The 26450-nt window shown below is 69.4% G+C and carries 24 protein-coding genes and 1 pseudogene; 14 read left to right on the top strand and 11 right to left on the bottom strand.

Features of this window, described 5'->3' with window-relative positions:
• Positions 1-61: 61 nt before the first annotated feature.
• Positions 62-1099: an ABC transporter ATP-binding protein gene (locus AC6CCG_RS31825; RefSeq protein WP_496658957.1), complete on the top strand. Its 1038-nt coding sequence runs from the start codon at positions 62-64 to the stop codon at positions 1097-1099.
• Positions 1086-2090 (top strand): ABC transporter ATP-binding protein, encoded by a 1005-nt coding sequence (locus AC6CCG_RS31820; RefSeq protein ID WP_496658870.1) that lies wholly within the window; start codon positions 1086-1088, stop codon positions 2088-2090. The genes AC6CCG_RS31825 and AC6CCG_RS31820 overlap by 14 nt, the downstream gene beginning before the upstream one ends.
• On the opposite strand, the gene AC6CCG_RS31815 is transcribed toward AC6CCG_RS31820, so the two are convergent.
• From AC6CCG_RS31815 to AC6CCG_RS31795, 5 genes are all read right to left on the bottom strand, one after another.
• Positions 2091-3005, bottom strand: a complete 915-nt coding sequence (locus AC6CCG_RS31815) for a phosphotransferase family protein (RefSeq protein WP_496658868.1) — start codon at positions 3003-3005, stop codon at positions 2091-2093. It abuts the gene before it with no gap.
• 153 nt (positions 3006-3158) lie between these two features.
• Positions 3159-4484, bottom strand: coding sequence for an ABC transporter substrate-binding protein (locus AC6CCG_RS31810; protein ID WP_496658866.1), 1326 nt, complete (start codon positions 4482-4484; stop codon positions 3159-3161).
• A 29-nt stretch (positions 4485-4513) separates the two neighbouring features.
• Positions 4514-5338, bottom strand: coding sequence for a carbohydrate ABC transporter permease (locus AC6CCG_RS31805; protein WP_496658864.1), 825 nt, complete (start codon positions 5336-5338; stop codon positions 4514-4516).
• A gap of 10 nt (positions 5339-5348) precedes the next feature.
• Positions 5349-6317, bottom strand: a complete 969-nt coding sequence (locus tag AC6CCG_RS31800; protein WP_496658863.1) for a carbohydrate ABC transporter permease — start codon at positions 6315-6317, stop codon at positions 5349-5351.
• A complete protein-coding gene (locus AC6CCG_RS31795; RefSeq protein WP_496658862.1) occupies positions 6304-7641 on the bottom strand; it encodes a glycoside hydrolase family 36 protein in 1338 nt (445 codons plus the stop codon). The genes AC6CCG_RS31800 and AC6CCG_RS31795 overlap by 14 nt, the downstream gene beginning before the upstream one ends.
• A gap of 65 nt (positions 7642-7706) precedes the next feature.
• On the opposite strand from AC6CCG_RS31795, the gene AC6CCG_RS31790 reads away from it, so the two are divergent.
• From AC6CCG_RS31790 to AC6CCG_RS31765, 6 genes are all read left to right on the top strand, one after another.
• Positions 7707-8606 (top strand): helix-turn-helix domain-containing protein, encoded by a 900-nt coding sequence (locus AC6CCG_RS31790; protein WP_496658861.1) that lies wholly within the window; start codon positions 7707-7709, stop codon positions 8604-8606.
• Positions 8607-8687: 81 nt separating this feature from the next.
• Positions 8688-8831 (top strand): hypothetical protein, encoded by a 144-nt coding sequence (locus AC6CCG_RS31785; RefSeq protein WP_496658860.1) that lies wholly within the window; start codon positions 8688-8690, stop codon positions 8829-8831.
• Positions 8832-9064: 233 nt separating this feature from the next.
• Positions 9065-9658, top strand: a complete 594-nt coding sequence (locus AC6CCG_RS31780) for a PadR family transcriptional regulator (RefSeq protein ID WP_496658858.1) — start codon at positions 9065-9067, stop codon at positions 9656-9658.
• Positions 9659-9759: 101 nt separating this feature from the next.
• Complete coding sequence (locus tag AC6CCG_RS31775; RefSeq protein WP_496658856.1) at positions 9760-10725, top strand: ATP-binding cassette domain-containing protein; 966 nt, start codon at positions 9760-9762, stop codon at positions 10723-10725.
• Positions 10722-11567, top strand: a complete 846-nt coding sequence (locus AC6CCG_RS31770) for an ABC transporter permease (RefSeq protein WP_496658854.1) — start codon at positions 10722-10724, stop codon at positions 11565-11567. The genes AC6CCG_RS31775 and AC6CCG_RS31770 overlap by 4 nt, the downstream gene beginning before the upstream one ends.
• Before the next feature lie 60 nt (positions 11568-11627).
• Positions 11628-12392, top strand: coding sequence for a VOC family protein (locus AC6CCG_RS31765; protein WP_496658853.1), 765 nt, complete (start codon positions 11628-11630; stop codon positions 12390-12392).
• Positions 12393-12509: 117 nt separating this feature from the next.
• Here AC6CCG_RS31765 and AC6CCG_RS31760 read toward each other — a convergent pair whose 3' ends face one another.
• The 4 genes and pseudogenes from AC6CCG_RS31760 to AC6CCG_RS31745 all read right to left on the bottom strand — a co-directional run bounded on the left by AC6CCG_RS31760 (position 12510) and on the right by AC6CCG_RS31745 (position 19099).
• Positions 12510-12824, bottom strand: coding sequence for a VOC family protein (locus tag AC6CCG_RS31760; protein WP_496658956.1), 315 nt, complete (start codon positions 12822-12824; stop codon positions 12510-12512).
• Between the two features lie 99 nt (positions 12825-12923).
• Positions 12924-13133, bottom strand: a pseudogene (locus AC6CCG_RS31755) (hypothetical protein); the annotation flags it as partial.
• Between the two features lie 261 nt (positions 13134-13394).
• Positions 13395-15605: a discoidin domain-containing protein gene (locus AC6CCG_RS31750; protein WP_496658852.1), complete on the bottom strand. Its 2211-nt coding sequence runs from the start codon at positions 15603-15605 to the stop codon at positions 13395-13397.
• 95 nt (positions 15606-15700) lie between these two features.
• Positions 15701-19099, bottom strand: coding sequence for a glycoside hydrolase domain-containing protein (locus AC6CCG_RS31745; RefSeq protein WP_496658851.1), 3399 nt, complete (start codon positions 19097-19099; stop codon positions 15701-15703).
• 119 nt (positions 19100-19218) lie between these two features.
• Here AC6CCG_RS31745 and AC6CCG_RS31740 point away from each other — a divergent pair, with 119 nt between their 5' ends.
• Both AC6CCG_RS31740 and AC6CCG_RS31735 read left to right on the top strand, forming a co-directional pair.
• Positions 19219-20379 (top strand): MFS transporter, encoded by a 1161-nt coding sequence (locus tag AC6CCG_RS31740; RefSeq protein WP_496658955.1) that lies wholly within the window; start codon positions 19219-19221, stop codon positions 20377-20379.
• A 73-nt stretch (positions 20380-20452) separates the two neighbouring features.
• Positions 20453-21709: a glycoside hydrolase family 32 protein gene (locus tag AC6CCG_RS31735; protein ID WP_496658850.1), complete on the top strand. Its 1257-nt coding sequence runs from the start codon at positions 20453-20455 to the stop codon at positions 21707-21709.
• Here the strand turns inward: AC6CCG_RS31735 and AC6CCG_RS31730 are convergent.
• Together AC6CCG_RS31730 and AC6CCG_RS31725 are read right to left on the bottom strand one after the other, a co-directional pair.
• Positions 21672-22373, bottom strand: coding sequence for an alpha/beta fold hydrolase (locus AC6CCG_RS31730; protein WP_496658849.1), 702 nt, complete (start codon positions 22371-22373; stop codon positions 21672-21674). The genes AC6CCG_RS31735 and AC6CCG_RS31730 overlap by 38 nt on opposite strands.
• Positions 22370-23656 (bottom strand): adenylosuccinate synthase, encoded by a 1287-nt coding sequence (locus tag AC6CCG_RS31725; RefSeq protein WP_496658848.1) that lies wholly within the window; start codon positions 23654-23656, stop codon positions 22370-22372. The genes AC6CCG_RS31730 and AC6CCG_RS31725 overlap by 4 nt, the downstream gene beginning before the upstream one ends.
• A 135-nt stretch (positions 23657-23791) precedes the next feature.
• Between AC6CCG_RS31725 and AC6CCG_RS31720 the strand changes: the two genes are divergently transcribed.
• The 4 genes from AC6CCG_RS31720 to AC6CCG_RS31705 are packed head-to-tail and all read left to right on the top strand — an operon-like array spanning position 23792 to position 26418.
• A complete protein-coding gene (locus AC6CCG_RS31720) occupies positions 23792-24397 on the top strand; it encodes a hypothetical protein (protein WP_496658847.1) in 606 nt (201 codons plus the stop codon).
• On the top strand, positions 24397-25116 hold the full coding sequence (locus tag AC6CCG_RS31715; RefSeq protein ID WP_496658846.1) for a class I SAM-dependent methyltransferase: 720 nt from the start codon (positions 24397-24399) through the stop codon (positions 25114-25116). Before AC6CCG_RS31720 ends, AC6CCG_RS31715 begins: the two co-directional genes overlap by 1 nt.
• 36 nt (positions 25117-25152) lie before the next feature.
• The gene (locus AC6CCG_RS31710; RefSeq protein ID WP_496658845.1) at positions 25153-25512 is read left to right on the top strand and encodes an HNH endonuclease; all 360 of its coding nucleotides are present in this window, start codon (positions 25153-25155) and stop codon (positions 25510-25512) included.
• Positions 25513-25515: 3 nt separating this feature from the next.
• Positions 25516-26418 (top strand): NUDIX hydrolase, encoded by a 903-nt coding sequence (locus tag AC6CCG_RS31705; protein WP_496658844.1) that lies wholly within the window; start codon positions 25516-25518, stop codon positions 26416-26418.
• Positions 26419-26450 lie beyond the last annotated feature (32 nt).

The following is a 26450-nucleotide window of genomic DNA, read 5'->3' as shown; positions in this document are numbered from 1 at the left end:
GATGAATCTCGGCACAGATCGGGCAAAGCTGATACATATCGGTAACAATGGACGTGTCATGATGAATCCCGTGGACAGTTCTCCGCCCGAACCCGTGCTGCGCGTGCGCAACCTCGGCGTACGGTTCGCGACGCGCACCGGCGACCTGCCGGTGGTGCGCGAGGTCGACCTCGACGTGGGCCGCGGCGAGGTGGTCGCCCTGCTCGGCGAGTCCGGCTCCGGCAAGTCGGTCACCGCCCGCGCGATCATGGGCCTGCTCGAGGACACCGCGACCGCGACCGCCGACGAGCTGTGGCTGGCCGGGCGCGACCTGACCGCGCTCGACGAACGGGGCCGCCGGGAGCTGCGCGGCACCGAGATCAGCCTGGTCATGCAGGACGCCCTGTCGGCACTCAACCCGGTGCTCAGCATCGGTGATCAACTCGGTGAGCTGTTCCGGGTCCGGCGCGGACTGAACCGGTCGGCGGCGCGCGCCAAGGCCGTCGAGTTGCTCGGGCTGGTCGGCATCCCGGCACCGCGGCAGCGGGTTTCCGATCACCCGCACCAGTTCTCCGGCGGCATGCGGCAGCGGATCCTGATCGCGATGGCCATCGCGCTGGAGCCGAAGGTGCTGATCGCCGACGAGCCGACCACGGCGCTCGACGTGACCGTCCAGGCACAGATCCTCGACCTGCTGGACCGGCTCCGCGAGCAGCTCGGGATGGGCATCCTGTTGATCACCCACGATCTCGGTGTCGTGCTGGAGGTCGCCGACCGGCTGGCCGTCATGTATGCGGGGCGGGTGGTCGAGGCGGGTGCGGCCGACCCGGTGCTGGACCGGCCGGCGCATCCGTACACGCAGGCTCTGCTGCGGTCCATGCCCCAGGCCGCCGGCCGCGGTTCACCACTGATCGCGATCCCCGGATCGCCTCCGAACCCGGCCCGGACGCCGGACGGCTGCGCGTTCCATCCCCGTTGCCCGGCCCGGTTGCCGGTGTGCGTGGAGGTCCGCCCGGAGCCGACCGAGCCGAGCCCGGGCCGAGTCGCCGCGTGTCACCGGAGCCGGGAGTTGATCACCGGCACCATGATCAGTGAGGAGCCGGTCCGTGGCGGAGTCTGAGGTGATCCTGGCGGCGGCCGACCTGGTCCGCAGCTTTTCCACCGGATCGGCGCTGAGCCGGTCCCGGGTGTCGGCCGTGGACGGGGTCAGCCTCGAGCTGCACGCCGGTCAGACGCTCGGCGTGGTCGGCGAGTCGGGCTGCGGCAAGTCCACCCTGGCCCGACTGCTGGTCGGCCTGGAACGCCCGGATTCCGGAACGTTGCGCTACCGGGGCACCGACGTCACGGCCGGCCGGGCTCGGGACCGGAAGCTGCTCCGGCAGGGCGTCCAGTTGATCTTCCAGGACCCGTACACGTCACTGGATCCGCGGATGACCGTGCTCGACCTGGTCGCCGAGCCGCTCGCCGCCAGCCGGACCGGCCGTCCGGCCCAGCGCCGGGACCGGGTCGCCGAACTGCTCGATCTGGTCGGGCTGGACGCGGACATGATGGCCCGGTTCCCGCACCAGTTCTCCGGCGGCCAGCGGCAGCGGATCGGGATCGCCCGGGCCCTCGCGCTCGATCCCGATGTGCTGGTCTGCGACGAGCCGGTGTCCGCGCTGGACGTCTCGGTGCAGGCCCAGGTGATCAACCTGCTCGGCGATCTGCAGCGCCGGCTGGGCGTGGCGATCTTGTTCATCGCTCATGATCTTGCTGTCGTGCGGCACATCGCGGACCGGGTGGCGGTGATGTATCTCGGCCGGGTGGCGGAGCTCGGGCCGACCGAGGAGATCTACGCGCGGCCCCGGCATCCGTACACCCAGGCCTTGCTGTCCGCGACCCCGCCGGCGACGAGGGCCGAACGCGGCAAGCTCTCCCGGCGGCGTGCGCTGGCCGGCGAGCCGCCGTCGCCGGTCGACCCGCCGGCCGGGTGTCGCTTCCATCCGCGTTGCTGGCTGGCCACCGACGAGTGCCGTACGGTGGTGCCGGCGCTGCGGGTGCCGGAGGGCGACCATGATCATCGCCGCAGCGCCTGCCACCACGCGGAGCAGCTGGACCCGCTGCCGGCTTGATCAGAGTCGCCGACCGGCGGCACCGACGAACGCGTCGAGTGCCGGATCCGGTTCGTCGTCGCTGCCGGTCCAGGAGATCACGTCCGTCAGATCCCAGTACGGGTGGTAGTCGGCCGTCCCGGAAGCCGACTGCCAGAGCGCCAGGAAACGATCGGCCACCTCGATGCCGAACTGGCGACCGAGATTGGCCCGGCAGTGTGCGACGTCCGCCTCGGCGGCGCCGATGCAGGCACTCGGCCAGTCCACGATGCCGCTGACGTGATCTTGTGACCACAACACGTTGCCGGGATGGTAGTCGCGGTGCAGGAAGACCTGCGGCACCTCCGGCTGCGGCCCCTCGAACAACTCGACCGCGCGAGCCCACGCCTCCGGATGCCTGGACCAGGACGGGGGAAGGGGCTGCTCCGGCGGGTAGGGAGCGAAGCTGCGCAGCCGGCCGTCGACCGGCGTGGCATGGATGGCCGGGAGCGCCTCGGCCAGCCGCCGGAGCCAGCCCTCGAGGTCGCGCGGGCGCCAGTCGACCCGCCCGGGCAGCCAGGACATCACGATGGTCGGCGTCCCGGTGGCGGCGCCGTCCAGATCGGCGGCGAGCAGGCGCGGGGCCGCGACCGGGCTGCCGGCCAGCAGGCCGAGGACGTGGGCCTCGTTGCCCGGGGTCCACGGCTCCTCGGCGAGCCAGTCCAGGACGTACCGGCGCAGGATGACGGTGAGGGTGCTGCCGTTGCGGCTACTGAGCAGCACCTTGTGCACGGCCGAGGACGTACCGCCGGGGAGTGCTTCGACGTCGAGGACCCGGGCGGCTCCGACCTGGTCACAGAGCCAGGTCAGGGTTCCGGCAGGCGGTCGGCTGCGCAGGGCTTGGTGCAGTTCGGGTTCGAGCTCGTAGCCGTGCGGGGTCGGCTGTTCGATGGACACGTTCTGACTCCTGAACTTGATCGAGGACAAGGGAAACGGACGCGCGGACTCCGGTGGTCCGCGCGCCGCGCCCTGCCCTCGACCGAGCTGGTCAGCCCGGGATGATCAAAAGATCGACATCATGTGCCCATTCTGGCAGACGGCCCTGGACGACTAACTCTCGTTGGCGATCTCGTCCATCTTCGCGGCGATCTCGGCGACCGGGGTCTTGTTCAGGAACAGGTCGGAGGCGGCCTTGTTGATCTCCGGATCCTTGGCGACCCAGTCCTCGCCGACCGGCATGTTGAAGGTGGTGCCGGCGGCCGATTCCAGGTACGGGGTGACGTCGATCCCCTTACCCTTCCAGTACGCAACGTAGCCGTCGCTCGCGCCGTTCAGGGCCGGGATGACGTAGCCGGCGTCGCCCATGAGCTTCTGGGCCTTCTCGGAGCCGAGGAACATGATCAGCTTCATGGTCTGCTCCGGGTGCTTCGAGGCCGCGTAGGCGACCTCGCCGAGGCCGTTGATCATGACCGTGCGGCCGGCCGGGCCGCGGGGGATCGCGGCGACGCCGATCTCGAACTTCACCTCCGGCAGGGCGAACGGCAGCAGCGCGTTGTTGGCGTCGAACATGGCCACCTCGCCGCGGTAGAACATCTCGGTGGCCTGGCCGGTCGGCGGGTTGGTCCGGGTGCCGTCCGGGGACAGGTGCCACGTGAAGATCAGGTCCCGGGCCCATTGCAGCGCCTCGACGGACTTCGGCGACGCGTACCCGAACGCGCCGGTCGCCGGATCCTTCACCTGCCCGCCGTTGGAGGCGATCCAGTTCAGCCAGGTGGTCTGGCCGTGGTTCCAGGACAGGAAGCCCCATTGCTTGATCGCGGACGGGTCGAAGCCCGACTCCCCCGCCGTCCTGCCCGCCTTGTCGACGGTCAGCTTGCGGGCCAGCTCCTCGAACGAACCCGAGCCGTCCGGCTTCCATTCCAGGTCACCAGGCTCGTCCACGCCGGCCTTCTCGAACAGGTCCTTGTTGTAGAGCATGCCGACGACACCGAGGTCCTTCGGCATTCCGTACTGCTGATCTTCGTACTTGTACGAGTTCGCGACGTTCGGGTGGTAGTCGGCCAGGTCGATCCCGGCCTGGGCCAGTTGATCCTGGATCGGGGCCAGGACACCCTTCGAGGCCAGGTCCGGGAACCGGTCGACGGTCAGCCAGAACACGTCCGGGCCGTTGCCGGAGGCCAGCTCGGCGGTGAGCTTGGTCCAGTACTGGTCCCAGGGCAGCAGTTCCATCCGGACCGTGATGTCCGGGTTCTCGGCGGTGAAGGCCTGGAACACCTTCTTGTAACCGACCTCCTGCTGTTCGTCCCAGAGCCGGTAGACCAGCTCGACCTTCTCCCCTGGCGCGCTGGGCGTGGGCTCCTGGTTGCCGCAGGCCGACAGGGCCACCGTCCCGGCGGCGCTGATCAACAACGTGCGACGTGGAAAGGTGCGTGACATGGTGGTTGTGCCTCCTGATTGTTGCCGGCCTACTTGAGGCCGGTGACCGCGACGGAGCGGACGATGAATCGTTGGAAGAAGACGAACAGGATGAGCAGCGGCGCCAGCGCGATCAGGCTGCCCGCCATCACCGCGTTGTAGTCGACGCCGACTTCGCCCTTGAACAAGGCGATTCCGACCGAGAGCAGCCGCTTCTCCCGGCTGCTGGTGATGATCAACGGCCAGAGGAAGCTGTTCCAGCTGCCGACCACGGCGAGCGTGGTCACGGTGACCAGGATCGGCTTGGACAGCGGCAGGATGATCGACACCAGGGTCCGGACCGTGCCGGCGCCGTCGATCCGGGCGGCGTCCTCGAGGTCGGCCGGGATGGTCCGGAAGAACTGGCGGAGCAGGAAGATCGCGTACGGCGTGCCGAACATCGTCGGCAGCACCAGCCCGGCCCAGCTGTCGATCAGTCCGAGCCGCTGCATCATCAGATAGAGCGGGATCATGGTGACAACGGCCGGCACCATCATGGTCGACAGGTAGACCCAGAACAGGACGTCCCGGCCGGGGAAGGTCATCCGGGCGAAGGCGTACGCCGCCAAGGTGCCGAAGATCAACTGGCCGACGACGATGATCACCGTGACGACGACCGTGTTGACCAGGTAGCCGCCGAAGCCGGAGTCGAACAGGCGCCCGAAGGCGGCCAGGCTCGGTGGCCAGGACGGCTGCCAGGGCAGGGTGGCGAACAGCTCGCCCGGTCCCTTGAACGCGGTCAGCACCGTGATCAGGTACGGGAACACGGCGAACACGGCGCCGATCACCAGGATCGCGTACGCGGCGATGCTGGCCGGAATCGATGAGCGTGACATGCCGGACTCCTCAGGAGACGTCGTACGTCGTGCGACGCTCGAAGTAGGCGAACTGGGCCAGGCTGACCACGAGGATGATCACGAACAGCGCGACCGAGATCGTCGAGCTGTAGCCGAAGTCGAACTTCTCGAAGGCCTGGTGGTAGATGTGGTACGTGATCACCTCGGTGCTGTCGCCGGGCCCGCCCTCGGTCATCACGTAGATCGTGTCGAACGCCTGGAACGAGCCGATCACGTTGGTGATCAACACGAACAGCAGCGTGGGCCGGAGCAGCGGCAGCGTGATCGTGAAGAAGTGTCGCACCGGAGACGCGCCATCCAGCGCGGATGCCTCGCGCAGGCTCTCCGGGATGTTCTGCAGCCCGGCCAGGAAGAACAGCATGTTGTAGCCGGCGAACTGCCAGACGTGCACCGCCGCCACCGACGGCAGCGCCAGCTCCGGCGTCGACAGCCAGGCCGGGCCGGCGATGCCGAACAGGGCGAGGAACGAGTTGATCGCGCCCCGGGCCGGGTCGAAGATCCAGCCCCAGACCAGGCCGAGCGCGACCGGTGCGGCCATCCACGGGATCACCAGTAGCGCCCGGAAGTACTTCATCCCTTTGAGTTTCCGGTTGACCAGGGTGGCCAGCAGCAGCGAGAGGATCGTGGTGCCGGGCACGCAGATGAGCACGTACCCGATCGTGACCAGCAGGGAGTGGCCGACGCCCTCGTCGCCGAACAGCTTGACGTAGTTCTTCAGCCCGACGAACCGCGGGGTGCCGAGCAGCTTCCAGTCGAACAGGCTGACGATGATCACGATCAGCACCGGCGCGAGCAGGAAGCCGAGGATGCCGATCATGCTCGGCGCGAGCATCGCGTAGCCGGTCACGGCGCGCCGGGCGACCTGACCGCGCGGTCGCCGGATGGCCCCGCGCGCTCCAGGACTGCCCTTCGACGGGCTCAGGGAGCGTTCCGGCGGACGCGTGTCAGTGATCGACATCGACGGGTTCCGATGAGCTGGCGATCAGCAGGTCCCGGGTCCGGGCCAGGCCCCAGTCGTCGAGCGCGGCGATCGGGTCGCTGGCCAGGCGCAGGCCCGGCGAGCGATCGATGTGGTCGGCCCACGCCTCACGGGCCTGCACCTCCGGTCGAACGATCAGGCAGTCCGGGTCATTGGCCCAGAACCGGCCGTGCAGGAAGTCGCGGGCCTGGGAGGTGACCCGGGCGCCGTGCTGGCCGGGTTGGCTGATGTCGCCGCTCGGCGGCTCGACCAGCGGATCGGTGTCCGGCGACACCCGCATCAGGTCGACCAGGCCGACGCTGGGCAGGATCGGTGCGCCGCAGCCGTGCAGGATCCGGTTCTCGCCGACCGCGTTCCTGATCAAGGTCATCCCGGCCCGATAGGCCTCGATGCCGTCGACCTGTTCGTGGCGACGGCCCTCGATCGCCCCGGCATAGATGAAGTCGAGCTTGAAGTGGTCGTAGCCCTGCCGGCACAACTCGGTGAACACGTCGGTGAGGTGCTGTGCGGCGCCCGGGTGGGTCACGTCCAAGATCAACTGTTGCTGCTCCCAGTTGTGACCGGCGTCCGCCGCACCGACCAGCCACTCGGGATGGTTGCGCGCCACCTCGCTCTTCGCGCCGACCAGGAACGGCGCCACCCAGATGCCGGCCCGCCGCCCGGAGGACCGGATGTCGCTGGCCAGCCGTACCGTCGAACCGAAGTCGTCCCGGGTGGTCAGCCAGTCGCCGATCTCGGACTGGTAGCCCTCGTCGAGCAGGATCAGGTCGACGCTCAGTTCATGATCGTCGATGGCCCGGACGTCGGTCATCACGTCCCGCTCGGTGACCTTGCCCCAGTAGGCGTACCAACTGCACCAGCCCGGACCGTAGACCTGGGTCTCGACGGCGCCGTGCCGGACCCCGAAGTCGGCGGCCCAGTCGGCCAGCGCCCGATTGCGGTCCCGGTACGCGCCGGTCCGCCGCTCCACGTCGCCGTCCGCCGTGATCACCACCGAGCCCGAACGCACCTCGCACCGCAGCGTCGGCACCCGGTCCGGCGTCGGGGCGGCGAAGACCGTCACCTGGCCGCCATCGGCCACGGCGAGCAGACCCTCGCCCTGGAAGGTGCCCGGCGGCAGCGGCTCGACCGGGCGGTTCGCCTCCGGCCGGTACGCCATCACGAGATGGTTCGGCGCGGTCGGCCGGGGCGGCTGGTCGCCCGGCCGGTACCAGCCGCTCGGGCTCCAGGACTGCCAGCCGTGCTCGAAGATCTGCACCGTACGGGGATCGCAACTGAGCTCGGCGACTGGCTCGAAGGGCATGGACGAAAAGGCCTTCCACTAGCAGGATGTTGCTCGACACTAGGGTGCGAACCAGGGGGATGACCATGAACGAGGCTGCTGAGATCGAGCACGATCTTGCTACGCAGCTCCTGATCGAGCTCTACAGTGAGACGCCGCCGCCGAGCCGGCTGGTGACCGGCCACTTCCACAGCGGGCCGGACTACCGGGTGGTCCGCCCGGACGGTGTCGGCAGCTGGTACCTCGTCTACACCGTGGCCGGCGCCGGGCGGTTCCGGATCGGCGACAACACCGTCGCGCTGCGGCACGGCGACCTGGCCCTGGTCCGGCCAGGCACCGAGCACGACTACGCGACGGTCGGGGCCCACTGGGACAACTGGTGGGCCCACTTCCAGCCGCGCCGCGACTGGCATTCCTGGTTCGCGCTGCCGGAGGCGCTGCCCGGCGTGCATCACGTACGGCTGCAGCGGCCGTCCGAGACCGACCGGGTGCTCTCCGCCTTCGCCCGGCTGCACCTCGACGCGCAGCGGGCGGGCCTGTCACCGACCGGCGACACCTACCTGCATCTGCTTGATCAAACTCTGGCCACCCAGCTCGCGCTGAACGGCATCGAGGAGGTGCTGCTGGTCGCGATCAGCAGCCTGCGCCAGGGCACCCGGCAGCTCGACTCGCGGGTCCAGCTGGTGCTGGACGCGATCACCACCGATCCCGCCAAGGCGCACACGCTGACCCAGCTGGCCGGGCTGGCTCAGGTCTCGGTGTCCCGGCTGGCCCACCTGTTCAAGGAGCAGGTCGGCGATTCGATCATGAACGTCGTCCTCGGCCTCCGCCTGCAGCGCGCCGCCGAACTGCTCGCCGCCACCGACCTCTCGATCGCCCAGATCTCCCGCACGGTCGGCTTCGACGCGCCGCACTACTTCAGCCGCCAGTTCGCCCGCCGCCACGGCCAGTCCCCCTCCGCCTTCCGCACCTCCCAAACCCGCTGACCGGTCACCAGAGCAGGCATTCTGACGGCGTGTCGCTGCAGTTGTGACCGGTCGATCGAGCAACCCAAGCGGCGGGTACGGGTGCCAGAGGCAGAACGGGTGGTCGGCCGGATCGGCGATGAGTTCCGCGAGCCCGCGGAGCCTGAACCGTCGGCCGGCGTAACCTCGCCACCGGTGTCCGGGGTCAGCGGACTGCCGCTCACCCTCGACGACTTCCTGCGCTGACCGCGGGATCGGGGAGTTCGGCGTACACCAGTTCGCTCGATGTCGCCGTCCCCCGGCACGGTCAGCCACGCTTCGGGTTCGGCGTGCTCACCGTGGTCAGTACCGGGATCCTCATATGCTCGAGCCGACAAGTGAGTGAACTGAGCGCAGGCAGCGCTTGCGCTGGCGCCGAGGCGATTGAACTTGTCGAGCTGCGCGGAGCGAGTCCGAGCAGATTGAGCGGAGGTGGGCGCATGTCGGCGACGAAGATCCTGGTACTCGGTGTCGTGATCATCTCCGGCGGCGCGCATGGCTACCAGGTGCGGTCCGAACTGCAGAGCTGGCGTGCGGAGACTTGGGCCAAGATCAAGCCGGGCTCGGTCTATCACGCGCTGAAGAAGGCGGCGGCTGACGGCCTCCTCACCGAACACGCCGAGCCGGGAAACTCCGGGCCGGAGCGCGTTCTGTACCGCGCGACAGCTCGGGGACGTGACGAGATCGTCGAACTGGTCCGCGACGGTCTGCGGCGCACCCATGACCCGGACATGCTCAACGCGTCCATCGCCATGTTGCCCATGCTGACCAGGACAGATGCCATCGCGAACGTCAACGAGCGGATCGCGCGCCTGGAAGCGGAGCTCGTCGTGCAGGCCGAGTGGCGGAAGCACCCCGATCGGGACACCCCCGAGCACGTCCGCGACCAGGCCGAACTGTGGGCGGGACACGCACGCACCGAACTGGAGTGGGCGAAGAGCCTGAGCAAACGACTGTCTGAGGGCGCGTACACCATGGCCGATGATCCAGGTTCGTGGCGAACGGTCTCCGATCAGCTCGAGATGCGCCCCTAATCAAACTTGACTAGACGCCCTCCCTCGTGCACTCTGGTCAAGTAGTCAAACTTGACTAGCCCAACCAATCCGTTCGCATCACCGAGAGAAGGAGTCGACCCATGGGAACGCTCGCGATTGAGACGAGAGGGTTGAGGAAGAGCTTCGGCAAGACCCACGCGGTCGCCGGTGTGGACCTGGCCGTGAGCGCTGGGGGCGTGTACGGCGTGCTCGGTCCGAACGGGGCGGGCAAGACCACGACGATCCGCATGCTGGCCACGCTCCTGCACCCCGACGCCGGAGAGGCGCAAGTACTCGGCTACGACGTCGTGCATGATGCCCGGGCGGTGCGGAGCAGGGTCGGCCTCACCGGGCAGTTCGCGTCGGTCGACGAGGACCTCACCGGGATGGAGAACCTGTTGCTGCTCGCCAGGCTGCTCGGCTACTCACGCCGCCGAGGCAGGGAGCGGGCGGCCGACCTGCTCGACGCGTTCGGTCTTGCCGAGGCGGCCGACCGGCAGGTGAAGAAGTACTCCGGCGGGATGCGCCGGCGCATCGACCTCGCAGCGAGCCTGGTCGTCACCCCCGAACTGATCTTCCTCGACGAGCCCACGACCGGGCTCGACCCGCGCAGCAGGAACCAGGTCTGGGAGATCGTCAGGGGCATGGTCGCCGAGGGCACCACCGTGTTGCTGACCACGCAGTACCTCGACGAGGCCGACCAACTGGCCGATCGGATAGCGGTGATCGACCACGGGAAGGTGATCGCCGAGGGCTCGAGCGGCGAGCTCAAGGCATCGGTCGGCGCCGGCTCGCTGCACGTACGGCTACGTGCGCCCGAGCAGCGGGCCGACGCCGAACGGGTCCTCGCCGGCATCCTCGAGGTGCCGGTCGAGCCGACCGCTGACCCGGCCGCGCTGTCCGCGCGGATCTCCGACCCCGAACGCGTCGCCCGTTCCCTGGCCGACCTGTCCCGCAGCGGCATCGACGTCACGGAGTTCGCGCTCGGTCAACCGAGCCTGGACGAGGTGTTCCTCACCCTGACCGGACACGCCGCCGAGGAGACACCCGAGGAGGATGCAGCATGAACGCCACGTCCGCGGAGCAGGCGTCGGCGCCGGTCACGGAGGACGCGCTGCGCAGTGTGCTGTTGGCCGGCGAGCGGTTGTCTCGCCCCGGTCCGGTGCTCACCTCGTTGACATTCGGCTGGCGCGCCTTGCTGAAGATCAAACACGTCCCGGAGCAGCTCGTCGACGTGACCATGTTCCCGATCATGTTCACGCTGATGTTCACCTATCTGTTCGGCGGGGCGCTCGCCGGGTCGACTCAGGAGTACCTGCAGTTCCTGCTGCCGGGCATCCTGGTGCAGTCGAACGTCATCATCACCATGAACACCGGCATTGCGCTGAACACGGACATCCAGAAGGGGGTGTTCGACAGGTTCAGGTCACTTCCGGTGTGGCGACCATCGCCGCTGGTCGGCGCCCTGCTCGGCGATGTGATGCGCTACTCGATCGGGTCGGTGGTCGTGATCACGCTCGGCCTGGTCCTAGGGTTCCGGCCTGAGGGTGGCGCCGCCGGGGTGGTGCTCTCGGTCGTGCTGCTGCTGGTGTTCTCGTTCTGCCTGTCGTGGTTGTGGACGATGCTCAGCCTGATCCTGCGCACGCCGAACTCCGTGGCGGGGGTCAGCATGATGGTGATGTTCCCGCTGACGTTCGTGAGCAACATCTTCGTGGACCCGAAGACGATGCCCGGGTGGTTGCAGGCGGTCGTCGAAATCAACCCGATCACCCACCTGGCGACCGTGGTGCGTGGCCTGATGCACGGTTCGGTCCCGCCCGGTGAGATCGGCTGGGTGCTCGTCTCGTCAGCGCTGCTCGTCGCGATCTTCGGTCCCATCACGATGGTCCTCTACCGCAACAAGAAGTAGCTGCCGCCTACCGCGAGCACTGGTCGACCATGGGGACACGGGACACGACAGGGAGAGACAATGAGCGATCTGACCACCGCGCAGCCGGCCGGCACACCGACCTGGATCGACCTGGGCATCCCGGATCTCGACCGCGCGATGACCTTCTACGGCGCGTTGTTCGGTTGGGAGTTCGATGTGGGACCGGCGGAGTTCGGCCACTACACCCAGTGCTTGCTACGGGGCAGACCCGTCGCGGCCATCAGGCCGAACCCCGATCCCGACGCCACGGAATTCTGGTGGAACGTCTACTTCGCCACGGATGACTGTGACGCCGCGGCCGCCCGAGTGCGGGACGCGGGCGGCTTGATCATCACCGGTCCGATGGACGTGTTGGACCTGGGCCGGGCGGCGATCATCAAGGACACCACCGGTGCGCAGTGTGGACTGTGGCAGGCCGGTGCCCACATCGGCTGCGAGATCGTCAACGAGCCGAACGCCCTGCTCCGCAACGACCTGGTCACCGCGGAACCCGGGCCCGCGCGCGACTTCTACGTCGCGGTCTTCGGCTACACGTTGGACGCCGACCCGGACAGGCCCGAGCTCGACTTCACGTTCCTGCGCAGGCCGGATGGCCACGAGATCGGCGGCATCGCCGGTGACCCAAGGGCCACGAAGTCCCGTTGGGGGACCTTGTTCCAGGTGGACGACGCCGATGCCGCGGCGCGGCGAGCGGTCGACGCGGGTGGGACCGCGGCCGAGCCCTACGACATGATCTATGGGCGGGTCGCGAACATCACGGACCCGTTCGGTACGGAGTTCGATGTCGGTGCGCCGATGAGCTGAACCGGCTGGCCGGCCCGGACTCCCTGCCGCTGACCGGTCACAAAAGCAGGCATTCTGACGGCGTGTCGCTGCAGTTGTGACCGGTCGATCGAGCAACCCGAGCGGCGGGTACGGGGGTCAGAGGCAGAACGGGTGACCGGCCGGATCGGCATAGGTCGGGCCGTGGAGCGGGATCGCGCCGAGCTCGCCGGCCCGCTCCCGGGCAGCCCCGGACCCGTCCGGGAAGCGCCAGTCGACGTGCAGTTGCGCCGGGTAGGCCGGGTCCGGCCGACGTGTCGCCGTGAACTCGGCCTGCTGGAACGCCAGGTTCGGCAGCTCCTCATCGGCAAGATCAAGTTCCACCCGCTCGACGGTGTCGACCCGACGCTCCGATACGCCGAGCAGGCCGGCGTAGAAGGTCGCCAACGAACGCGGGCCCAGGCAGTCGATCACCAGGCGCCCGACCCGAACGGCGGCGACCGCCGCGGGATAGAGGCAGAACGGATGCCCGGCCGGGTCGGCGAAGACCCGGAATCGGTCTTGGTCGGCCAACGGAGTGGCGCCGAGTTCACGGCCCCGTTGGCCGGCGGCGTCAAGATCGGGTACGAACAGGTCGAGGTGCAGTTGCTGCGGGTGCTCGGGATCGGGCCAGCGCGGCGGCCGGGCGTCGGACCACCATCGCCGTCCAGGGCGAACTGCAGTGGGCTGTTCGGCGGCTCCCGGGTCAGCTTCAGCCAGCCGTACGGCTCGAACTCGCGCCATCCCAGCAGCTCGCCGTAGAAGGCGGCGAGCACTCGCCGTCCTTCGCGCCCGTTGATCAACTCCGGGCTGCCGATCGTGATCGTCATCGCGTCCGTGTCACGCAGCAGATGTGCCATCCTCGGCTCCTCTCCGGAGCCAGCGTTGCAGCCCGTACCGGACATCCTTGGTCCGGTACGGACTCTCGTCCCGACCTGCCGACCGGTCACCTCTGCAGCGACACGCCGTCAGAACGCCTGCTTTGGTGACCGGTCGGCGGAAGGATCAGGGGAGGGCGATGTTGAGTTCGGTGGCGGCGGCGTAGTCGGCGCCGCCCGCCACGCCGACCAGGCGGAGGTAGCGCGCCTGGGTGCCGGACGGGAATCTGGCGATCTTGGCGTCGATGGTGCCGTCCCAGGTGCCGGTGGTGATCGTGGTGAAGGTCTGGCCGTCGGCGCTGCCCTCGATCCGGTACTCCGAGATCCGGCCGTTCGGGACGGCGGCGTCCTGGCGCGGCGTGTAGACCAGGGCCGCGACGGCCCGTTCCTGACCAAGATCAAGCGTGATCGACTGCGGCAGCGGGGCGTGCGGGGCCCAGGCGGAGTGCCACATGGTCGAGCACTTGCCGTCGATCGCCGAGGCCGGGCCGTGGGCGGCGTTGCCCTGGCTGGTCGCGGTGGCCTTGATCTCCTGCTGGGGCAGGAACGTCAGCGGCCCGAACGGGCCGTCGACCGGCGGTGGCGTGCCTGGCACCTTGGTCACCCGGCCCAGCCCGGGATCGGCAACCTGGGCGTGGGTCCGGAGGTAGTTCAGGAACACGTCCTGGCCCATCCGCGGCGCGCGCACCATGTCCTCGTACTGTTCCTCGAGCGTCGGGTAGCCGTACTGCCTCCCGTGCAGCAACAGGACCGAGGTGGTCGCCACCCGGTACGTCCGCAGTTCGCGCAACGGCTGCCCGTTGATCAACACCTTCGCCGGATCGACCCGCTGGCCGGGCGGCTTCCCCTCGTCATAGCTGTACGAGACGTTGCCGGACACCGCCAGGGCCGTCGACCGGCTGCAGCCGTACGCGGGCGGCAGCCACTGCTCCTCCAGGACTTGATCAAGTTCGGCGCCGGTCAGGCTGACCGTGGTGATCGGGGAGATGCCGACCACCGGCCAGGCCTCGCCGTAGAGCACCCGCCCGGGCGCGTCCGCCGATGAACTGCCCGGGGCGTAGGTGAGGCCCTGCGGCACCACGTCGACGCCGATGTCCGGCGGCACCAGGGCCAGGTCGGCATTGCCGTGCCGCCGGTGCTTGGCCTCGGCCAGGTAGAGATCCGCGGCCAGGTTCATGATCCGGCTCTCCTGGGTGGTGGAGAACTCAAGATCACGGGTGATGCCGCTCAGCGGCTCGTCCTGCCGGGTCCGCCACTTGCTCAGCCAGTAGTCGACGATCTTGGTGATCTTGGCGTCGGGCGCGACATCCTTGGTCACCGGATGGTTGGTCGCCTTCGTGGCATCGCGGATCACGTCGCCGGTCGCCGGGTCGATCGACAGCTGCACCTCGCCGATCAGCTTGGCGTTGTCGCCGGCCTCGATCACCGGCCGCGGTTCGCCGTTGGGGTCGGGGATCATGCAGTTGAACTGGGTGTGCCAGTGGCCACCGAAGATCGCGTCGATGGCGGGCGACATCTTCCGGGCCGCGTCGAACAACGAGCCGGTCGGGTTCTTGCACTCGTTGTAGAGCCCGCTGTGCTGACCGCCGTCGTGGGCGGAGACGATGATCGTCTCGACACCCTTAGCCTGCAACTGTTCCGCGGCCCGGTCGGCGCCGGTGACCAGATCCTGGAACTCGAAGCCGCTACCACCGATGGACAACGACTCCTCCGGGGTGCCGGGCAGGGTCAGGCCGATGAAGCCGATCGGGATGATCCTGCCGCCGGGCCCGCGGACCTCGCTGATCCAGTACGGCGGCAGGGCGCTCCGGTTCGTCTTCGGGTCGATGATGTTGGCCGAGTGATAGCCGTAGTCCGCGCCGGAGAAGCGTCGCCCGGTGGAGTCGTCGAAGCAGCTGTCGAAGCCCGGCACGCCGTAGCACTCGCCTGACATCATCCGTTTCAGGAACGGGAACTCGCGGTCGAACTCGTGGTTGCCGGCGACGTCGAAGTCCATCCCGAGCGCGTTCAGCACCTCGATCGTCGGTTCGTTGGCGAAGGCCTGGGTGTAGTCGGGCCAGCCGCTGAACTGATCACCGGAGCCGATCAGGAACGAGTTCGGCTGATCGGCCCGAAGTCGATCAAGGTGCGCCTTCAGGTACGCAGCGCCGCCGACGTCGATCGCTCCGTTCGGGCCGGTCACCTTCTGGTTGTGCGCGGGATCCAGGTAGCCGTGCAGGTCGGTGATGCCGAGCACCTGGACGGTGACCGGCTCGTCCTCGGCCTGGGCCGGGAGCGGGATCAGCAGCAGCGCGGCGGCGGCCAGCACCGCGATCAAGGTCTTCGTCGATGCCTTCACGAGCGGCACGCTAGCCCGCGCCGCCCGCGCGCCGGAACGCAGAATCGTGCTGAGCTCGTACACGATCCTCTTGGTCCCGGTTCCCGGGTGAACGGTCAGTGACCGAAGACCTGCAGTTCGTCGACGAAGATGTACTCGGCGAAGTAGCCGGGCTTCTTGGTCGCCGCGAACCGGACGTGGCGGGCCTCGACCGGGGCGAACCCGAGGTCGAACCAGCGCTCCGCCGCCGTCGTGGTCGCGGCCCGCTCGGTCCACGCCTTGCCGTCGTCGCTGGTCAGCAGCACGACCTTGTCGGGCGCGTACTTGTGCTCGCCGTCGAAGTACTGCCGGAACCGGGCCATGCTGATGGTCCGCGGCTGACCAAGATCGAAATCGATCGTGATCGTCCGCTCCGGGCCGCTGTCGGTGAAGTAGTAGGCGTAGGACTTGCCGTCGCTGTAGTGCCCGGCGTACACGCCGTCGGTCGACTCGCCGCCCCCGTCCGGATAGCCGGGGTCGGCGAACTCCGTGCTCGCCGTGTAATCGGCACCTGCGGCCAGGTTGGTCGGCGACTTGGCCCGATCGCCGAGCACCGCGATCTCGTCCAGCACGAGATAGTCGGCGTACGGTCCGTCGGCCTTGGTCGCCTCGATCCGGACCGCGGTCGCCTCCACCGGGTCGAACGAGGCCCGGTACCAGGTCCCGGTCGGCCAGGCCGCCTCGCCGACGGTGCGGAACTCGCCGCCGGTGGTCTTGATCGACATCGTGACCCGGTCCGGCGCATAGTCGTGGAAGCCGTCGGCGAAGGCCTGCAGTTGCACCTCGGAGATCAACTTCGGACCGTCCAGGTCGACCGTGACCGTCACGGTGCGCGGATTCTGCTCGCCGCCCAGATAGTAGCCGTAGCCGATCCCGTCCCGGCCGTCGCCGGCGATCACCCCGTCGGTGGCCTCTCGGTTCCGGGCATCGGTGTAGAACGGGTCGTCCGGTTCGGCCGACTTGGTGTAGCGGGCACCGGCGGCCACGTTGCTCAGGGCCGAGGACGGACCGTAGGACTCGATCTCGTCGAGGAAGATCATGTCCGCGTTCGCCCGGTGTTCCTTGGTGTACGTGATCTTGACGAATCGAGCCTGGTGCACCGGGAAGCGCACGTCGTACCAGAGGCCGCCCGGCTCGGTGCCCGCCGGAACGCCTTGCTGTCGGTAGGTCTTGCCGTCGGCGCTGGTCTCGACCTTGATCGCATCCGGTGCGTAGCGCGCGCTGTCGTACTCCTCGTAGCGGTGCACCCGGACCTGGTCGAGGGCCCGTTGATCACCGAGGTCGACGACGACGGCGTAGTCCTCGGTGGTGTCCGCGGGCACGTCGTAGGCGAAGGAGCGGCCGTCGCCGTAGTGTCCGGCCAGCAGACCGTCGGTGGCCTCGCCGTCGCCGCTGTCGGGATAGTCGCCGCTCACGCCGTCGGGCTTGGTGTAGGACGCGCCGGCGGCCAGGTTGGGCCGGGCCAGCTCAGCTCCGGCGACCGCGAACCCGGTCAGCCGATCGGCGCTGACCCGGACGTAGCGGGCCTTCGCGTTCAGCCCGAGGAACTCGACGGCGCGGTTCGTCGCCCGCGCCGTCGTCCAGCGCTTGCCGTCGGCGGAGAGGTCGACCGTCGCACCGGCCTTGGCCCCGCGCAGTCGGATGCCGTCGACCTGGAACTGCGCGCCGAGGTCGATCACCCCGACCCCGGAGCGTCCGGTGCCCTTCGTCGACCGGACCGGTTCCTCGCCCGAAGCGGCCCGCATCAGCAGGGCCCGGATCCGTTGCATGTAAGCGATGTCGCGGCTGTACCGGTTCGCCTTGTCGATCAGGCTCGCGGCCAGATCCTTGGCCAGGGTCGGGTTCTTCCTGCCGGCCAGCTCGAGCAGTTCGCGATCTTCCAGGCCGTCCCGCAGCGACTCCAGCCGGATGGTGCCCTTGAGCTTGTTGTTCTTCTTGTCCGGCTTGGTGATCCAGCCGTCGCCGCGGACTTCCTGATCTTCCATCGTGTACTGCCAGTTGTTGTACGCCCAGTGCAGATAGCCGGACAGGTCGCGGCTGTAGGCATACCACATCGTCGCGCGCTGGTGCCAGACCGGATTGTCGATGAAGCGGTTGAGGTAGCTGTAGGTCGGGACGTTGCAGTTGTAGAGCCAGACGTCCTTGCCGGCCGCGATCTGCTGGGCGTAGTAGTCCTCGTGCTCGTTCAGCGTCAGTTCGTTCGGGATCAGGAACGACTGGTGCTCCGCGACCGCCTCGACCGAGCCCCAGTCGACCACCGCGTCGGACAGCCGCACCTCCGGCCAGTGGCTCCGGTACTTCGCGGCCAGGCCCTTCTGCATCTTCAGGGTCTCCGCTCCGCTCGGCTCGTCGCCGACGTGCATCCACCAGAGGTCCTGCCAGCCCTTGGCCTCGACATGATCGCGGAGTGCCGGGACGAGTTGATCAACGAAGTTCTGCGCCTCGGCACCGTCCCAGTGCGCGTAGTCCCGCTTGCCCTCGGCGTTGATCAACTCGACCTGCGGGTACGGGTCGCCGTGCACGTTCGCCCCGGCCATCCAGAACCCTTCCAGCCGCTTCACCACCCCGCGTTCGACGAAGAAGTCGACGAACTGGTCGAGCACCGTCCAGTCGAACGTGTAGCGCCCGTCGGCAGCGGGCTTGCTGCCACCGCCGATCAACAGCTGGATCAGGTTGACCTGGAGCGTGTTGTGCCGGTTCTCCTTCATCGACCGGGCGAACTCCTCCATCAGCTGCCACCACTCGGGGCTGAGGCGATCATGACCGTAGAAGAGTTCGATGGTGTCGCCGTCGCCCTCGTCCCAGGACAGCGAGCCGTACTGCAGCATCCACAGATCCGCCGTGAAACTGCTCTTCGCCGCGTCCGGGATCGTCGCCGCGGCGACGGTGAGCTCGAGGTCGACCGTGCTGGTGCCCTGATCGGTGATCACCGAGACCGTGCCGGTGTAGTCGCCCGGCTCGGTGCCCTTCGGCACGTACGCCCGAACCCAGATCGGCTGGGTCGTGTTCGCCGGGACGGCCGCCGTCGGGTCGTTGCCCAAGGCATCGGGGAAGTCGCCGGGCGCGGTCCGGATCGGGCTGGTGATCGGCTGCCGGCCGGCGAACGTCGAGTTGGCCGGCAGGTGCTCGAACTCGACGAAGCGGTAGTCCAGGTTCTTCGCGGCCAGGGTGTTGGTCCCTGAGCCCGTCGAAGGACCGGTGAGATCGCTGAACCGGACCTCGTTGATCGTGAAGGCCGAGGACTTGCGGATCAGCACCTGGCCGGACTCGTACTCGTTCCGGGCCGCGAGCAGACCGAGCGAGTCCGGCGCCTCCGGCGGTGGGGTGTCGGTGGCGAACACGTTGTCGTACGACGTCGCCGTCCAGACGCTGGTCAGCACCGACTCCTCCTCGGCCCCTGCTCGCGTCGACGGGCTCAGCACCAGCCCCGCCGCAAGCCCCAAGATCAACACCAGGACACCCCACGTGCGCCTCATCACGCCTCCTCGTCGTCGGCACCTTGCTATCCGGTGCGCGCGGCCGGAGTCCAGGTAATCGGCTAGACCACTGCCCCGGTGGCGGGTACGGTCGGAGCATGGCTCCGCCCGGCTGACCCCTGAACCTTCGGATCTACGCGCTGTCCGCCCTGCGCGAAGCGATCCCGCTGTATCCGGTCTATGCGCTGCTGTTCGCCGGCAGCGGGTTGTCAGCCGCCCAGATCTCGTCGCTGTTGATCATCTGGTCGGCCGTCACGTTCGCGCTGGAGATCCCGTCCGGCGCGCTGGCCGACCGGGTCTCCCGGCGCCGGTTGTTGATCATCGCCGCATTGCTGCGCGGCACCGGGTTCGCCCTCTGGGTGACGGTCCCGTCCTATCCGGTGTTCGCCCTGGGTTTCGTGCTCTGGGGCACCTCGAGCGCGCTCCGGTCCGGCACCTTCGAAGCCCTCGTGTACGACGAGCTGGCCGCGAGGGGCGCCGCACCCGCGTACGGGCCGATCATCGGGACGTCCGGCACGGTGAAACTGCTCGCGAACGTCGGCGCGACTCTGGCGGCCGCGCCGTTGTTGATCATCGGCGGCTTTCCCCTGGTCGGTTGGGTCAGCGCGGCCGTCTGTGCCGGCGAGGCCGTCCTGTCCTGGACGCTGCCGGAGCGGCCGCGGACCGGCCGGGTCGGCGAGGGCGTCCGCGGCTACCTGGGAACGCTGCGCACCGGGCTGGTCGAGGCGCGCCGCAACCGGACCGTGTTCGCCCTGCTGATCGTCCTGATCTGCCTCGGCCTCGGCGCCTTCGACGAATTCGTACCGCTGCTGCTGGACGGGCAGGGCGTGCCGACCTCGCTGATTCCGATCTTGCTGGCCGGGCAGGGAGTCCTGGCCGCCGCAGCGAGCTGGGCGGCCGGTCGGCTGGACCGCTCAGGGCGCGGGACGCGACTGGTCCCGACCACGGTGTTGATCATCGGCGCGGTCGCCCTCGCCGCCGGCGCCCTGACCGATCATCCGGCGGGTTTCGCCGGCCTGGCCCTGGCCCTGACCGCGACGACCTTCGTCACCGTGCACACCCAGATCCGGCTGCAGCACGCGATCACCGGCGAGGCCCGGGCCACCGTGACCTCGGTGGCCGGGTTCGGCGGCGAGTGCACGGCCTTGATCACCTACGGGGCGATCGCCGGGCTGTCGGTCGGGCCGCCGATCACCGTGGCCGTGGCCGCGATGGCGGTCCCGCTGCTGCTGCTCGCCCTCGCCCTACCCCGCCTGCTCCGCCGCCGCAACGCTCCCTGAGCCTGTCGAAGGGCAAGGCACGTTCTGGCTCGGCTCTTCGACAGGCTCAGGGTGCGGTTGGGAGAATCGCCGGATGAACCAGTCCGACCCGTCCTTCCCGAGCTTGCACATCCGGCCCGCGCAGGGCTGGCTGAACGACCCGAACGGGGTGTGCCGGATCGACGGCCGCTACCACGTGTTCTTCCAGTACAACCCCGAAGCACCGGTGCACGCCGACGTGGTCTGGGGGCACGCCAGCTCGACCGACCTGCTGCACTGGACGGATCATCCGGTCGCGCTGGAACGGCGTCCGGGCACGATCACCGAGGTCGGCTGCTGGACCGGGTGCGTCGTCGACGACGGCGGCGTACCGACCGCGGTCTACACGGCGGTCCATGACCGGGCCAGCAACGCCCAGGTCGCGCTGGCCCGCAGCGACCGTACGTTGATCAACTGGAGCCAGGACGATCATGGGGTGATGGGGATGCCGGACCCGGCGTTCACCGACGTCCGGGATCCGTTCGTGTTCACCGTCGACGGCCGCCGGTACGCCATCCAGGGGGCCGGGAAGCCCGGCGCGGAGCCGGCCATCCTGCTCTACGGCTGCGACCGGCTGGACGACTGGACCGAGCTGGGCCGGCTCGTTGATCATTCGGACCCGCTCGCGGCCGAGCACGCGCCCGGCGACGTCTGGGAGTGCCCGAACCTGGCACTGGTCGACGGCCGCTGGGTGTTGATCATCTCGTTGATCCAGACCGCCGGCAGCGCGACCCCGTCGGACGTGGCCTACCTGGTCGGTGATCTTGTCCCGGACGGCGACGGGCTGCGCTTCGTGGCGACCTCGGGCGGCGGGCTGGACACCGGCACCACGTTCTACGCCCCGCAGCTGGTCGCGCTGCCCGACCGGACCCTGCTCTGGGGCTGGGCCCGGGAGTCCGGCCGATCGGCCGAGGACATCGCGGCGGCCGGGTGGGCCGGCGTGCTGACGTACCCGCGTGAGCTGAGCGTCGTCGACGGTGTCCTGATCAGCAGCCCGGCCGCCGAGCTCACCGTGCTGCGCCGCACCGAGCTCGATCCGCGGACCAAGATCACCGACCGGGCGTTCGAGCTCGACGGCCGGTTCACCGGCCGGTTCGCCCTCTCCCTCGACGGCGAACCGGTGATCGAGGTGACCGCCGAGTCCGGTGCAGCGGTGCGGATCCTGGTCGACGGCAGCCTGGTCGAGGCGTTCGCCGAAGGGCGGCAGCCGATCACCGTACGTGCCTATCCGGCGACGGGCTCCAGCTGGCAGGTCGAGGCGGCGGAGGCCGACCTCACGGCGTGGCGGCTGGGCCTGCCGGAGTCCAGTTGATCAAGGCGTCGGCCAGCTCGGCCGGGCGGCTCAGCGCATTCAGGTGGCCGCCCGGGATCACCGTGAGTTGATCAAGGCCGAGCCGGTCCCGGGCCACCCGGCGCTGGAACTCGAGCGGGAAGAACCGGTCGTCGGCACCCTGGATCACCTGCGTCGGCACCGCCGGCCACGGCTCCAGCGGCCACGGCTGGGCGAAGACGCCGTCCAGTTCGGCCACCGCGGCGTCGGCGAACGCCTGCTCGGTGATCTCCGCGGGTACGTCGTGGAAGAAGTCCCGGGCCAGGTCGAACTCGGCCGGGCGTTGATCACGAACGGCCGCCTCCGCACTGGCCGGTCCCTGCCCGGTGTTCTCCCACCAGTCGCCGGCGGTCTCGCCCGGGCGCGGGATCATCGGGTTCACCAGGACCAGCCGCGCGACCGGAAGCCGGGTGCAGAGCAGCGGAGCCGTGAACGCGCCGAGCGACTGGGCGACCACGGTCCAGGGTCCGTCGCCCTCGGCCACCGCGGCCGCCGCGTCGGCGTAATCGTCCAAGGTGGAATCGGCCGACTTCGGCAGGTCGGCCGCCACCGCCCGATGCCCACGACGGTCCAGCTCGGCGACCAGCCGATGCCAGAACCAGGGCCGGCCGTCCGCGCCCGGAATCAGCAGGAAGGGCCCGGTCATCCCAGCAGGTCGTTGATCACGATGACCTGTTCCCGGCTCGGCCCGACGCCGATGCCGGAGATCCGGGTCCCGCACAGTTCCTCGAGCCGCCGCACGTAGGCCTGGGTGGCCTTCGGCAGGTCGCCGAAGAACCGGCAGCCCGAGATGTCCTCGGACCAGCCGTCCAGGAACTCGTAGACCGGCTTCGCGTGGTGGAAGTCGGACTGCGAGACCGGCATGGTGTCGTGCTTCTCGCCGTCGACCTCGTACCCGACACAGACCGGCACCTTGTCCCAGCCGGTCAGGATGTCGAGCTTGGTCAGGAAGATGTCGGTGAAGGCGTTCGCGTTCGTCGCCGACTCCACCACCAGCGCGTCGAACCAGCCGCAGCGCCGCTTCCGGCCGGTCGTGGTGCCGAACTCGGCGCCCACCTCACGCAGCCGGTCGCCGTCGGCGTCGAACAGCTCGGTCGGCATCGGGCCCTCGCCGACCCGCGTCGTGTACGCCTTCGCGATGCCGACCACCCGGTCGATCCGGGTCGGCCCGACACCGGCTCCGACACAGGCACCGGCCGCGATCGGGTTCGAGGACGTGACGTACGGATAGGTGCCGTGGTCGACATCGAGGTGATGCGCCTGGGCGCCCTCGAAGAGGACCACCCGGCCCTGGTCCAGCGCGCTGTTGAGCACCCGGCTGACGTCGGCGACGTGCGGCCGGATCCGTTCGGCATGCGAGAGCAGGTGCTCGGTGACCTGGACCGGGTCGAGCGCGCGGCGGTTGTAGACCTTCACCAGCAGGTGGTTCTTCTGCTCCAGCGACGCCTCGACCTTCTGGCGCAGGATGGAGGCGTCGAAGAGGTCCTGGATCCGCAGGCCGATCCGGTTCACCTTGTCCGCGTAGGCCGGGCCGACGCCGCGGCCGGTGGTGCCGATCTTGGCCTTGCCGAGGAAGCGCTCGGTGACCTTGTCGATCGTCTGGTGGTACGAGGCGATGATGTGCGCGTTGGCCGAGACCATCAGCTTGGACGCGTCCACGCCGCGGGCGGCCAGTCCGTCCATCTCCTGGAACAGGACGTCCAGGTCGACCACGACGCCGTTGCCGATCACCGGGGTGCAGTTCTCGTTGAGAATGCCGGACGGCAGCAGGTGCAGCGCGTACCGTTCCCCGTTGACGACGATCGTGTGTCCGGCGTTGTTGCCACCCGAGTACCGGACGCAGTAGTCGACGCGGTCGCCGAGCTGGTCCGTCGCCTTGCCCTTGCCCTCGTCGCCCCACTGGGCTCCGACGACAACGATGCCAGGCATCTGATCACCGCCTTCACAACCGAAGAAAGCCCCTTCATGGCCTGGCCACAAACGGGGCTCGTGCGCCGTCACTCTACCGAATCCGGCCGCTCGGTACTGTTGAGCCACATCGTCGGGCGACCCAGTGGGGGGTACGTGAGCGAACTCGAGCACCGCCACGCCGACGCCGCCGGCGAGCAGGTCCGGGCCGACGGGCCGGTGATCGTGGTCACCGCGATGAGCCTGACCGCAGAGGCGCGGGACGCCCTGGCCGCCCAGCTCGGCCCCGGGCACGTGGTCCGGGACATCCGGGACGCGGGCAACACGGCCGATCTGGTTCTGGTGCCGCCGGTCAGCCGGCGGCTCGTCGGCAGCCTGAAGGCCCTGTTCCCGGGCGCCCGGGTGCTGGTGGCCGAGTTCTCCGATCCCCGCTTCGGTGCCGACTACGCCGGTCCGGTGGCCCGTAGCGTGACCGCCGGCGCCGACGGCTACTTCGTCGCCCCGTCCCTGGACGAGCTGGCCGCGATCACGTACGAGGCGGCGCAGGGACGGCCGATCGCCGGGGTGCTGACCGGCGGACCGGACCATGATCGGGTTCTGCAGGCCGGGCCGCCGGACGATCCGCCGGAGCGGACCGTGATCATGATCGACCTGACCGGCTGGCCGGACGACGAGGTCTTCCGCCGGTTCGCCGGATCGATCGCCGAGCAGCTCCGTGATCAAGGAATCGACGTCGCGGTGCGGGCCGGGCAGGACGGCTGATGATCATGGCCGACGACGATGTCCAGCAGGCGATCACCTCGTTCTGGAACGTGGTCGCGCCCGGGTACGACGGACCCGACAACGTCGCGGCCCCCGGCTCGGCCGACTATCTGGCGTGGCAGGAGGAGATCCGGGCCCTGCTGCCGGAGCCGCCCGGCGACGTGCTGGACGTCGGCACCGGCACGGGCTTCGCGGCCCGGATCGCCGCCGGGGCGGGCCATCGGGTGACCGGCGTCGACCTGTCCGAAGGGATGCTGGACCGGGCCCGCGCCGCGGCCGGCGGTGCGGTGACGTACCGGATCGGGGACGCGGTGGCGCCGCCGTTCCCGCCGGGCAGTTTCGACGCCGTCATGTCGCGATGCGTGCTGTGGACCCTGCGCGAGCCCGGCCGGGCCTTCCGGAACTGGCACACGGTGCTCCGGCCCGCGGGTCGCGTCGTCGTGATCTACGGACTCGCCGACCGGCCGGAGCCGGAGCGGGCGGAGCAGCGGACCGGCCTGTACTACCGGACCTACACCGACGAGGTCCGGGCCGCGCTGTCCGCGATCCAGCTCGATGATCATGGTCCGCTGATCGGGCTCGCCGAGGCCGCCGGCTTCAGCGACGTGACCGTGCGGCCGCTGCCCGGCTTGCGGGGCTGGGAGACCTCGCCGCGCTCCGAGCTGCCGTACGCGCTGGTCGGGCACCGGCCCGACGCGTCGGGTCCGGCCGCCGATTGACGGGCCGGCGCGGGAACCCGGCCCTACACTGCCGCCATGGCCGCCGGCACTCGCAGGATCCGGGCCGCCAGGCGCCGGCAGCGGCGACTGGCGAAGGGCACGCACGACCTCACCGAGGTGCAGTGGAGCGCGCTGCTGGCCGCCTGGGGCGGCTGCGCGTACTGCGGTGCCGAGGACGCCGCGCTGCAGCGTGACTGTGTCCTCCCGATCTCCCGGGGTGGCACCTACACGGTGGACAACGTGGTGCCGGCCTGCCGCTCCTGCAACGCCAGCAAGTGCAACTTCGAGGTGACCGGCTGGCTGCGGCGCAAGCAGTTCGACGAGCAGGACTTCCTGCTCCGCTACGCCGAGATCCGGGCCACCCTCGTCCGGGGCGCCGGCGACGTGCAGGGTTGACCTGTGCGACTGACCGGAACCCCTGAGGCCCTGGCCGACCTGGCCTCCGCCGAGGTCGATCCGCGGCTCCGCCGGCTGGTCGAGGTGCTGCTTCGTGATCATGTACTGAACGTGCGCCGGGTCCGGACCGGGCATCCACTGGGACCGGTGACGCCGGGCGGGCGGGACAATGATCACTACTTCTACCGGGCCGTCGATCTGGCCGCGGTGGACGGTCATCCGTTCGTCGCCCGGCCGATCGCGGAGCCCGTCGTCGCCCTCGGCCGGACCCTGCTGACCCTCCCCGCCGCGCTCCGGCCGACCAGTGTGCTCGGACCGGGCGAATGGCACGCCGCACTCGGCGGCGGCCGGCGGACCGGGTTCCGCGACGAGCCGGTGGCGAACGCCCGGCACCATGATCATCTTCACCTCGGCTTCGCGGCACCGTACGTGCGGAGGTCGGCGCGGGTCGTGCTGGTCGCCCCCGACTGGACCGTCCTGCTGGTCCGGTCCCGGTTCCGGTCCGACCTTCCCGGCCTGGAGCTGGCCTGGTTCGTACCCGGCGGCGGCCTCGAACCGGGCGAGACGCCGGAACAGGCTGCCGTCCGGGAGATCGCCGAGGAGACCGGCGTCGACCTGACCGGGACCCGCCTGGTGCGGCTCGCGTACGCCGAGGGGAACGGGACCCTGGGCGAGCTGTCCGGGCCGATGCGGGACGACTTCTTCCTGGCCGAGGTGCCCGGGACCGAGATCAGCACCGCCGGCCTGGAGGCGTACGAACGCGACGCGCTGGACCGCTACCGCTGGTGGCCGCTGCCCGAACTCCGCCGGACCACCGAACCCGTGATCCCGTCAGCCCTGGCCGACCTGCTGCACGACTACCGGGAGTCGGACTCCTGGCCGGAGCCCCGCCGCCTCGCCTGGTGAGGCCCCGAAACTTGGAGTATGCCCGCTTCTTA

The organism is Microlunatus sp. YIM B11417, from assembly GCF_059617205.1.
The sequence above is the reverse complement of the archived record's forward strand: the minus strand, read 5'-3'. Positions and strand labels throughout refer to the sequence as shown.